Genomic DNA, 9,603 nt, shown 5'->3' with positions numbered 1-9,603 from the left:
CGCGGTGGCCCCGGCCGACGCGGGCGGCTGCTCGCCGTCGGCATGACGCGGGTCGAGGACGCGATGGACTGGGCCGTCGACGAGTGGACCGACCGGCTCGCACCGGCGCTGCGGCGTGGCCTCGTCGCGCTGGCGGACCTCGGCGTCACGCTCGCCCGCAGGGTGCGCGGTGCACGGCGCCCCTCCGCCGCCGGAGCCGCCGCGCCCCCGGCCGAGGGCGCCGGGGCCCGGGTCGCGCGCGAGGCGCAGGCGCCCGGTGCCGCGCAGGTCGAGGAGCCCGTGGGCCGCGCCGAGGCACCGGCCGGCCCCTGGGAGGAGCGTGGGGCGACGCCGGTGGACGGCGACGGCGCCCGTCTTCCCGCGTCCGTCCGGGACCGCCTGGCCGGCTGAGGCTCCGCCGGAGCATCCCGGGCGCCGTCGTCGGCGTCCGGGAGCGCCCCGGCGGCGCGGCGGCCCGTCCCCGCGGCCCCCGACGGGCAGGGGCGCACGGGCTCGTCTGCGAGGATCGCGGCGTGCTGGAGTCGATCGAGCTGGTCATCGGCCTCGCGGTCCTCGCGGTGGTCGTCCTCGGCGGCGGTGCCGTCGCCCTCGTGCGCCGGGGCCGCGGCCGCGACGTCGAGGAGCTGCCCGCGGGCCGCCCGAGGCCTGGCGTCGACTACGCGCCCGGCGTCGGCGACGACGACCAGACCCCGCGGGACACCGCCACCCGCACCGTCGAGGAGCTCCCGCCGCTCGGTGAGGTCGAGGCGTCCGAGACGCCCGTCGCCCCCGTCGAGGAGACCTCCGCCGGGCCGCAGGTCGAGCGGCCCGAGCCCGCGGCCGGCCGGCTCGTCCGTCTGCGCGAGCGCCTGTCCCGCTCCAACACCGCTCTCGGGCAGGGCCTGCTGGCGCTGCTGTCGCGCGAGCGGGTCGACGAGGCGACGTGGGAGGAGGTCGAGGAGACCCTCCTGCTCGCCGACCTCGGCGCCGGCCCCACGGAGGAGCTCGTCGACCGCCTGCGCGACCGGGTGCGGGTGCTCGGCACCCGCGACGCCGACGCGGTGCGCGAGCTGCTCGCCGAGGAGCTCGTCACGGTCGTCGGGGAGGACGTCGACCGCTCGCTCGCCGTGAGCGCGCACGACGGGCGCCCGTCGGTGGTCCTCGTCGTCGGCGTCAACGGCACGGGCAAGACGACGACGGTCGGCAAGCTGGCCCGGGTGCTCGTCGCCGAGGACAAGGACGTCGTCCTCGGCGCCGCCGACACCTTCCGCGCCGCCGCGGCCGACCAGCTGCAGACGTGGGGCGAGCGCGTCGGCGTCCCCACCGTCCGCTCGTTCACCGACGGCGCGGACCCGGCGTCGGTCGCCTTCGACGCCGTCAAGGCCGGCGCGGAGGGCGAGGTCGACGTCGTCCTGCTCGACACCGCGGGCCGGCTCCAGAACAAGGTCGGGCTCATGGACGAGCTCGGCAAGGTCAAGCGGGTCGCCGAGAAGGCCATCACCGCGGCAGCGCCCGGCAGCGGCGGCATCGACGAGGTGCTGCTCGTGCTCGACGCGACGACGGGCCAGAACGGCCTCCAGCAGGCCAAGGTCTTCTCCGAGGCGGTGGCCGTGACGGGCATCGTGCTCACCAAGCTCGACGGCACGGCCAAGGGCGGCATCGTCGTCGCCGTGCAGCGGCAGCTCGGTGTGCCCGTCAAGCTCGTCGGGCTCGGCGAGGGTGCCGACGACCTCGCGCCCTTCGAGCCACGGGCCTTCGTCGACGCCCTGCTCGCCTAGCGCGCCATGACGGGGCCGGGCGAGCACCAGGCGTGGGCGCGGCCGCGCCCCGGCCGACCCAGCCTGCTGCTCGACGTCGGCTCCGGCGTGGTGGCCGTCCTCGTCGCCGTCCTCGGGCTGGGTCTGACCCGCGCGGCGTTCGCCGACGTCCCGGGCTCTGGTGTGGACGGCGGCCCGCCGCCGCCGCTCGACGTCCTGCTCACCGTGCTCGTCGCGCTGCCCCTGTGCGGGCGACGCGTGGTGCCGCTCACGGGCATGGTCGTCAGCCCCGCTGCCTTCATCACGCTCGGGGTGCTCTCCCCGAGCTCGGCGGGCACCTTCACGCTCAACCTCGTCCTCTTCCTCGTGCTCCTCTCCGGGACCGCCTGGGCGCGGGACCGGCGGCGGCTCGTGGCGGTCTGGGTGGTCGTCCTCGCCGCGATGCTCGCGTGGCTGCTCGCCGGCGTGCTGGGTGGTGTGTCCGCGGGTCTGCAGGGCGCCGGCGCGGGGCTGCTCGCCCTGACGGCCCTCGTCAACGTCCTCTTCTTCGCCGGCGCGTGGCTCGGCGGGCAGGCGCTGTGGCGGGCGGCCCGGGACCGGGAGCGGCTTCGGGCGACCGCCGACCAGCTGCGCGCCGAGCAGGGGCGGACGGCGCGCCAGGCCGTCGTCGCCGAGCGCCTGCGCATCGCCCGCGAGCTGCACGACGTCGTCGCCCACCACGTGAGCTCGACGGGCGTCCAGGCCGCGGCGGCCCGCCGGGTGCTGGAGCGCGCGGCGCCCGAGGACGCCGGCGTGGGCTACGCCGCCGAGGCCCTGCGGCAGGTGGAGAGGTCGAGCCGCTCCGCGGTGGGGGAGATGCGCGCGCTGCTCGGGGTGCTGCGCACGCCCGAGGAGGACGGCGAGGGCGCACCGGAGGGCGCCGGCGCCGCGCCGGCGCCGCCGCAGCCGGGACTCGCGGACCTGCCCGCTCTGGTCGGGCGGGCGCGTGCCGCTGGCCTCGCCGTCGAGCTGACCGTCGTCGGCTCGCCGCGCGAGCTCGCGGCGACCACGGGGACGACGCTGCACCGGCTCGTGCAGGAGGCCCTCGCGAACACGGCCCGGCACTCGACCTCCCGCACCGCGCGCGTGGTCGTGCGCTGGCCGACGGGCGACGAGCGGCTGCCGGACGCGCCGGGTGGCGCGTCGGTGCCTGGGGGGTGCTCGGCGCCCGTCGTGGAGGTGGAGGTCACCGACGAGGGACCCGTCCGCGGCGGGACGTCGGGGACGGGGCTGGGCCACGTGGGGATGCGCGAGCGGGCCGCGCTCGTGGGCGGCGCGGTCGAGACCGGCCCGCGCCCGGGCGGCGGCTACCGGGTGCGCGCCCGCTACCCGCTGGCGCCGGCGGTGGTGGGCACGTGACCTCGACCCGGCACCCGGGGGATGACCCGGGAGACGGCCTGGGAGACGGCCCGGGGGACGGCCCGGGCGGCAGGACGTGCCGGGTGCTGCTCGTCGACGACCACGCGCTGGTGCGCAGCGGCTTCCGGATGATCCTCGAGGTCGAGCCAGACCTGGAGGTCGTCGGGGAGGCCGCCGACGGGCGCGCCGCCGTGGAGGCCGCTGCCGCCCTGGCGCCCGACGTCGTCCTCATGGACGTCCAGATGCCCGTGCTGGACGGGGTCGCCGCGACCGAGCAGGTCGTCGCCGCGGGGACGAGCCGTGTCGTGGTGCTCACGACGTTCGACCGCGACGACCACCTCTTCGCGGCGCTGCGTGCCGGCGCGTCGGGCTTCCTGCTGAAGAACGCCGACCCCGACGACCTCGTCTCCGCCGTCCGCGCCGTCGCCCGCGGGCACGCGCTGCTCTCCCCGGAGGTGACGCGGCGCGTCGTCGAGCGCTTCACCGCGCCGTCGGGTGCGGCCTACCGGCCCGAGCTGCTCGCCGAGCTCACCCACCGGGAGCGGGGCGTCCTGCGGCTGGTCGCCCGCGGGCTGTCCAACGCCGAGGTCGCGGCGGAGCTGGTGCTCGGCGAGGCGACGGTCAAGACGCACGTCTCGCGGGTCCTGCTCAAGCTGGGCGTCCGCGACCGGGTGCAGGCCGTCGTCCTGGCCTACGAGAGCGGGCTGGTGCGCCCCGGGGCCGGCGACGACGGCGGCACGCGGGGCTGAGTCCCGCCACGACCATCGGCCGTGCTGGGCGCTCCCCGGTCGGGGTCCGGTGAGCGGCCCCTGCCCGCCCGGGGCCGGTGGGGACGGCGTCCGCCGCACGGGGGAGCGCCGCCTCGCTCTCGCGGGGGACGCGGGAGGAGGACGGCAGCTCCTACCGTCGAGGCCGGTCGGGCGGCGGCGTGCCGTCCGGGGACGCGGAGCAGGAGGCGCACGTGCTGGCAGCACAGGGGCTGTCCCGCCGCTTCGGGGACAGGACCGTCCTCGACGGCGTGGACCTGGAGGTCCGTCCGGGACGCATGACCGGCTTCGTCGGCGCGAACGGGGCGGGCAAGACGACGACGATGCGGGTCCTGCTCGGGGTGCTGGCCGCGAGCGCGGGCGAGGTGACCTGGTGCGGCCGTCCGGTCACGGCCGCCGACCGGCGCTCCTTCGGGTACATGCCCGAGGAGCGCGGGCTCTACCCCAAGCAGCGGGTCGCCGAGCAGCTCGTGCACTTCGGCCGCCTCCACGGCCTCGGGGCGGGCGCCGCACGCAGCGCCGTCGGCCGGCTGCTGGAGCGCCTCGACCTCGCCGCGCACGCGGGCGACCGGCTCGACAGCCTCTCCCTGGGCAACCAGCAGCGCGTCCAGATCGCCGCCGCGCTCGTCCACGGCCCGACCGCGCTCGTCCTGGACGAGCCCTTCAGCGGCCTGGACCCCCTCGCCGTCGACGCCATGGCGGGCCTGCTGCGCGAGGAGGTGGCCCGCGACGTCCCCGTCCTCTTCTCCTCCCACCAGCTCGACCTCGTCGAGCGGCTCTGCGACGACCTCGTCGTCCTCGCCGACGGACGGCGCGTGGCCGCCGGCACGGTCGAGGAGCTGCGGGCCCGCGGCACGGCCAGCACCCGCCTGCAGGTGGGCCCCGGGCCCGACGGCGTCGCCGACGCGGGGTGGGTCCGGGCCGTCGAGGGGGTCGAGGTGACCGACGTCGACGGCGGCAGCGCCCTCTTCACCGTCACCACGCCCGGCGCCGACCAGCGGGTGCTCGCCGAGGCGCTGCGCCGCGGACCCGTCGTGGCCTTCGCGCCCGTCGTCCCACCCCTGTCCGAGGTCTTCCGGGAGGTCGTCCGATGAGCACCGCACCGCAGGAGCGCACCGACGGGGACGCGACGCCGGCCTGGCAGGTCGTCGCCGGGCGCGAGGTCCGCGTCAAGCTGCGGGACAAGCCCTTCGTCATCTCCTTCGCCGTCCTCGTCGTGCTGCTCGTGGCCGGGATCGTCGTCTCGTCGTTGCTCGCCGGACGTCCCAGCACGTCAGAGGTCGCGCTGCTCGACCCGGCCGAGCAGCCGGAGCTGGCCCAGCAGGAGCAGGCCCAGCGGGCGGAAGCCCTCGTCGAGGGCGCCCGGGCGTCGCTGCCCGCGGGCGACAGGGTCGAGGTGACGCGGGCGGTCGACGTCGCCGCGGCCGAGCGGCTCGTGCTGGCCGGCGACGTCGACGCCGCGCTGCTGCCGAGCGGCACCGGCGGGCTCGAGCTGGTCGGCGCCGACGACGTCGACGGCGCGCTGGCCGCGGCGCTCGGCCAGGCCGCGCAGGCCGAGGCGCTCGAGCGCGCCGCGGTGGCCGCGGGGACGAGCCTCGACGACCTGCTCGCGGGGTCGACGCTGGGGGAGCGGCTGCTCGACCCCGCCGACGTCGACCCCCTCCTCGCGTCGGCGCTGTCCTTCGCCTTCGCGTTCCTCTTCTACCTGCTGGCCATCCAGTTCGGCTTCGCCATCGCCCAGAGCGTGGTCGAGGAGAAGCAGAGCCGGGTCGTCGAGATCCTCGCCGCCTCGGTGCCGCTGCGGGCCCTGCTCGTCGGCAAGGTCGTGGCCAACGGCGCGCTGGCCCTGGCGCAGGTCGCCGTCCTCGCGGCCGTCGGCCTCACCGGCCTGGCGGTGACCGGCCGCGGCGACGTCTTCGCCGTCGTCGGCGCCCCCGTGCTCTGGTTCGTCCTCTTCTTCGTGCTCGGCTTCCTCGCCCTGGCCTGCGTCTGGGCGGTCGCGGGGTCCGTCGCCACGCGCACGGAGGACCTGCAGTCGACGACGACGCCCCTGCTCGTCGTCCTCGTGGCCGTGCTCGTCGTCGGCGTCAACGCGGGCGGTGCCGTGCTGGTCGTCGCCTCCTTCGTGCCCGTGGCCTCGACCGTCGCGATGCCGGCCCGCCTCGTCGCCGGCGACGTCGCGTGGTGGGAGCCGGTGGTCTCGGCCGGGCTCGTGCTCGTGACCGCCGTCGCGCTCGTGCGCCTGGGCGCGCGTCTCTACGAGCGCTCGCTGCTGCGCACCGACCGGCGCACCACGGTGCGCGAGCTGCTGCGCGAGGGCTGAGCCGGGGGACCAGGAGGACGGGCTGGCCCGACCGGGCTGGCTCGACCGGGCTGGCCCGACCGGGCAGGTCGGGCCAGCCCGGGCGCCTCACTCGGCGCCCAGCTCCTCCTGCTCGAGCACCAGCCAGCCGTCGTCGGCGTCGGGCTCGACCCCGGCGGCCTCCTGCAGCGCCACGCGGCGCTGCTGCTCCTCCTGCAGCGCCTCGACCCCGGGCGAGCCCTTGTCGACCCACAACCTGACGCCGCTGGTCGGCGAGCTGGTGTCGACGCCGAAGAGCATGTGCCAGTCGCTGCTCGCGTCTCCCGCGACGACCACCGGGTAGCGGTAGGGGTCGATGTGGTGCTCGATGGCGCCCTTCTTGCCGACGTACCAGGTGCCGTCGACGAGCGTCGGCGTCAGGACGCTGCGCTCGAGCCGCTCGACCGGGTAGTCGGCGGTGAGGAACTCGCCGTCGTCGACCAGGGTGCGGGAGACGGAGAGCTCGCCGTCGTCCGGGTCGCGCAGGAGCAGGCCGACGCCGATGAGCTCCTCGTCCGTCACGTCGAGGCCGTAGCGGTCGTCCGTCACCACCATGCGGACGATCTCCTCGTTCGCGGCCGTGACGAGGTAGACGCGGATGCCCTGCTCGCGCAGGTGGGTGAGCAGCTCGCGCTGCTCCGCGAAGATGCTGGGCGGGAGGACCTCGTCCTCGACGAGCTCGCCGTCCTCGACGTAGGTGACGGGGATCGGCTCGCCACCGGCGATCATCGCGTGCACCTCCTCCTCCAGCGTGCCGAGGGGGATGCCCGAGAAGGACGCGGCGATCCAGTAGTAGCAGGCGTCGTTGCCCACGAGGCCGCACAGGCGCAGGTAGTAGCCGAAGAGGCTCTCGCCCTCCTCCAGCGGCAGCAGCTGCAGAGCAGGGTCGACGGTCTCCCACGTGAGGATGCCGCGCTGCTCCAGGTGGGCCAGCAGCGCCTCGGTGAGGTCGTTGTCCCACAGCGTGTTGTCGGCGTCGAAGACGGCGTAGCTGCCCTCGGGAGCGGCGTCGACGACGGCGTCGAGCTCGGGCCCCCAGACCGTGGCCGCCTGCGTCGCGGCGTCGGTCGTCCCGGTGGCGCCGGCGTCCGGCTCGCCGCCGCCGTCGGTGCACGCCACGGCTCCCGCCAGCAGCAGGGCCGCCACCGGCGTCGCCGCCGTGCGCAGCAGACGGCGCGTGCCGCGCGCGGGGGGCGCGGTCCTCGTCGCCGGCGGGGTCAGGGACGTCGGGGTCATCTGGGCTCCAGGTCTACGACGGGGGCATGGGGCTGGGGTCGTGCGGCGACCCGCCGGGGGTCGCCGCGCGGTGTCGCGGCCCGCTGGTGCGGGTGCTGCTCGCCGCGGCGACCGGCTGCGCGCCAGGCCGTCGTCGGTCGTCGCCGGCAGGGCCGGGCGGGAGACGGGCCACGCCGAGGGCGGGCCACGAGCGGGCCGATGTCTAGCGCCGCGGACGGACGCGCGGCAACTGCCAGGAAGATCTCAGGTGTCTCGGAGACCAACATCACAGCCTCCGAGAGGGCGCGGAAACACAAGCGTCACACGTAGGCCGCAGAGGACACGTGCACGTAACACGCCTCGTCCTCGGACGACATGACCGGCCGCGACGGTCTCTCCCGCAGCGCCACCCCGGCGCCGCCGACCGGTCCTGAGGGGCCCGGTCCCCCTACCTGCAGGAGGACGAGTGGACACCGGCGACACCGCCTGGATCCTCACCAGCGCCGCGCTGGTGCTGCTGATGACGCCAGGCCTGGCGCTCTTCTACGGCGGGATGACCCGCTCGAAGGGCGTCCTCAACATGATGATGATGAGTTTCGGCTCCCTCGGGCTGATCAGCGTGCTCTGGGTGCTGTACGGCTACAGCATCGCGTTCGGCAACGACGTCGGCGGGGGCCTGCTGGGCAACCCCGTCGAGTTCCTCGGCCTGGCCGGCCTCATGGTCGACGACCCGGACGCCGGCCTCCCGGCGATGGCCTTCGTGGCCTTCCAGATGGTCTTCGCCATCCTCACGACGGCCCTCATCTCGGGCGCCATCGCCGACCGCACGAAGTTCTCCACGTGGATGGTCTTCGCGGGCATCTGGGCCACCGTCGTCTACTTCCCCGTCGCGCACTGGGTCTTCGCCTTCTCCGACGAGGAGGCCGGCATCACGGGCGGCTGGATCGCCAGCGGCATCGAGGCCATCGACTTCGCCGGCGGCACCGCCGTGCACATCAACGCCGGCGCGGCCGCCCTGGCGCTGACCTTCGTCCTCGGCAAGCGCAAGGGCTTCGCGCCGGGCGCCCACCGACCCCACAACCTGCCCCTGGTCATGCTGGGCGCCGGCATCCTGTGGTTCGGCTGGTTCGGCTTCAACGCCGGCTCGGCGCTGGCGGCCGACAACACCGCCGCCGTCGTCGTCGTCAACACCCTCTGCGCCACGGGCGCCGCGATCCTCGGCTGGCTCGTCACCGAGCGCATCCGGGACGGTCACCCCACCTCGCTGGGTGCCGCCTCCGGCGTCGTCGCGGGCCTCGTGGCCATCACGCCCGCGTGCTCCTCGGTGTCCCCGGTGGGCGCCATGGTCCTCGGCGTCATCGCCGGAGTCGTCTGCGCGCTCGCGGTCGGCCTGAAGTACACGCTCGGCTACGACGACTCGCTCGACGTCGTCGGCGTCCACCTCGTCGGCGGCCTCATCGGCACCATCCTCATCGGTGTCCTCGCCGACCCGGACGCCCCGGCGGGTGCCGCGGGCCTGCTCTTCGGCGGCGGCGGCGGCGGTCTCCTGCTCGTCCAGACGATCGGGGCCGTGGCCGTGCTGGCCTACTCCTTCGTCCTCACGCTCATCATCGGCTTCGCCCTCAAGGCGACCATGGGCTTCCGGATCGAGGAGGACCACGAGGACGCAGGCATCGACCAGCACCAGCACGCCGAGGCGGGCTACGACTTCGGCGCCATCGGCTCGGGCAGCGGGGTGCGCCGTCCGGCGGCCGCGCGGACCAGCACCAACGACGCGGAGGTGTCCTCGTGAAGCTGATCACCGCTGTGATCAAGCCGCACAAGCTCGACGACGTGAAGTCCGCGCTGGAGGCCTTCGGCGTCCAGGGCATGACCGTCAGCGAGGCCAGCGGGTACGGCCGCCAGCGCGGCCACACCGAGGTCTACCGCGGCGCCGAGTACACGGTCGACCTCGTGCCGAAGAACCGGCTCGAGGTGCTCGTGGACGACGTCGACGCGAACGACGTCGTGAGCGCCGTGGTCAGCGCGGCGTCCACGGGGCGCATCGGCGACGGGAAGGTGTGGGTCCTGCCCGTGGACGACGTGGTGCGCGTGCGCACCGGGGAGCGCGGGCTCGACGCCCTCTGACGGCGAGCCTCGACGACGG

At 75.8% G+C, this 9,603-nt stretch carries 8 protein-coding genes and 1 pseudogene; 8 read left to right on the top strand and 1 reads right to left on the bottom strand.

What is annotated here, in order from left to right; translation table 11 throughout:
* From WDV86_RS16140 to WDV86_RS16115, 6 genes and pseudogenes are all read left to right on the top strand, one after another.
* Positions 1–390, top strand: a pseudogene (locus tag WDV86_RS16140) (hypothetical protein); the annotation flags it as partial.
* A gap of 134 nt (positions 391–524) precedes the next feature.
* Positions 525–1,757 carry a signal recognition particle-docking protein FtsY gene (gene ftsY / locus WDV86_RS16135; RefSeq protein WP_445263135.1) on the top strand — a complete coding sequence of 411 codons (1,233 nt, stop codon included), beginning with the start codon at positions 525–527 and terminating at the stop codon, positions 1,755–1,757.
* Between the two features lie 6 nt (positions 1,758–1,763).
* A complete protein-coding gene (locus WDV86_RS16130; protein WP_339568673.1) occupies positions 1,764–3,134 on the top strand; it encodes a sensor histidine kinase in 1,371 nt (456 codons plus the stop codon).
* 38 nt (positions 3,135–3,172) lie between these two features.
* Positions 3,173–3,883, top strand: coding sequence for a response regulator transcription factor (locus tag WDV86_RS16125; protein WP_339568676.1), 711 nt, complete (start codon positions 3,173–3,175; stop codon positions 3,881–3,883).
* A 212-nt stretch (positions 3,884–4,095) separates the two neighbouring features.
* Positions 4,096–4,995, top strand: coding sequence for an ABC transporter ATP-binding protein (locus WDV86_RS16120; RefSeq protein ID WP_339568672.1), 900 nt, complete (start codon positions 4,096–4,098; stop codon positions 4,993–4,995).
* A complete protein-coding gene (locus WDV86_RS16115; RefSeq protein ID WP_339568671.1) occupies positions 4,992–6,224 on the top strand; it encodes an ABC transporter permease in 1,233 nt (410 codons plus the stop codon). The genes WDV86_RS16120 and WDV86_RS16115 overlap by 4 nt, the downstream gene beginning before the upstream one ends.
* 87 nt (positions 6,225–6,311) lie before the next feature.
* Here the strand turns inward: WDV86_RS16115 and WDV86_RS16110 are convergent, their stop codons facing one another.
* Positions 6,312–7,478, bottom strand: coding sequence for an HAD family hydrolase (locus WDV86_RS16110; protein ID WP_339568670.1), 1,167 nt, complete (start codon positions 7,476–7,478; stop codon positions 6,312–6,314).
* Between the two features lie 445 nt (positions 7,479–7,923).
* Between WDV86_RS16110 and WDV86_RS16105 the strand changes: the two genes are divergently transcribed.
* Both WDV86_RS16105 and WDV86_RS16100 read left to right on the top strand, forming a co-directional pair.
* A complete protein-coding gene (locus WDV86_RS16105; protein WP_339568669.1) occupies positions 7,924–9,249 on the top strand; it encodes an ammonium transporter in 1,326 nt (441 codons plus the stop codon).
* Positions 9,246–9,584: a P-II family nitrogen regulator gene (locus tag WDV86_RS16100; protein WP_339568668.1), complete on the top strand. Its 339-nt coding sequence runs from the start codon at positions 9,246–9,248 to the stop codon at positions 9,582–9,584. The genes WDV86_RS16105 and WDV86_RS16100 overlap by 4 nt, the downstream gene beginning before the upstream one ends.
* The last annotated feature ends 19 nt before the right edge of the window (positions 9,585–9,603 follow it).

The sequence above is a fragment of the Pseudokineococcus sp. 1T1Z-3 genome (genome assembly GCF_037482365.1).
Lineage (GTDB): Bacteria > Actinomycetota > Actinomycetes > Actinomycetales > Quadrisphaeraceae > Pseudokineococcus.
The sequence above is the reverse complement of the archived record's forward strand: the minus strand, read 5'-3'. Positions and strand labels throughout refer to the sequence as shown.

Coding starts and splice junctions, on each gene's coding strand:
- WDV86_RS16130 (WP_339568673.1), top strand. CDS start 1,764: ATGACGGGGCCGGGCGAGCACCAGGCGTGGGCGCGGCCGCGCCCCGGC.
- WDV86_RS16110 (WP_339568670.1), bottom strand. CDS start 7,478: ATGACCCCGACGTCCCTGACCCCGCCGGCGACGAGGACCGCGCCCCCC.
- WDV86_RS16115 (WP_339568671.1), top strand. CDS start 4,992: ATGAGCACCGCACCGCAGGAGCGCACCGACGGGGACGCGACGCCGGCC.